The 351-nt window shown below is 58.7% G+C and carries 1 protein-coding gene; it reads right to left on the bottom strand.

Going from position 1 to position 351, the window contains the following annotated elements; translation table 11 throughout:
* Positions 1–74: 74 nt before the first annotated feature.
* Positions 75–351, bottom strand: a 277-nt coding sequence (locus tag H926_RS26110) for a transposase (RefSeq protein WP_043608390.1), incomplete at its 5' end; no start/stop codon positions are given.

Here is a 351-nt window from a genome sequence, read left to right as displayed (position 1 = left end):
AATTCGTTCAACGCCACGATCGGTCGCGTCCGTCAATGTGGTGTAGAATTGGGTGTGGCCAGCGGGCTGCATTTTCAGGCGGCCTTGGGTGTAATCTGTAGCGGCTGTGCCTCCTCGATCATTGGTGTAGCAAGGGCGGCCATGCCCTCGATCTGCATGTAGCGGTGCTGGAGCTGGTATTCGTCATTCTGCTCCAGCAGGACGGCGCCGACGAGGCGGATGATGCTATCCTCGTTCGGGAAGATGCCGACGACATCGGCGCGGCGCTTCACTTCCTTGTTCAGGCGTTCCAGTGGATTGGTGGAATGTAATTTGACGCGGTGCTGCTCGGGGAAGGTCATGTAGGCCAGC

It is taken from the genome of Novosphingobium sp. B-7 (genome assembly GCF_000410615.1).
Taxonomy (GTDB): Bacteria; Pseudomonadota; Alphaproteobacteria; order Sphingomonadales; family Sphingomonadaceae; genus Novosphingobium; species Novosphingobium capsulatum.
The sequence above is the reverse complement of the archived record's forward strand: the minus strand, read 5'-3'. Positions and strand labels throughout refer to the sequence as shown.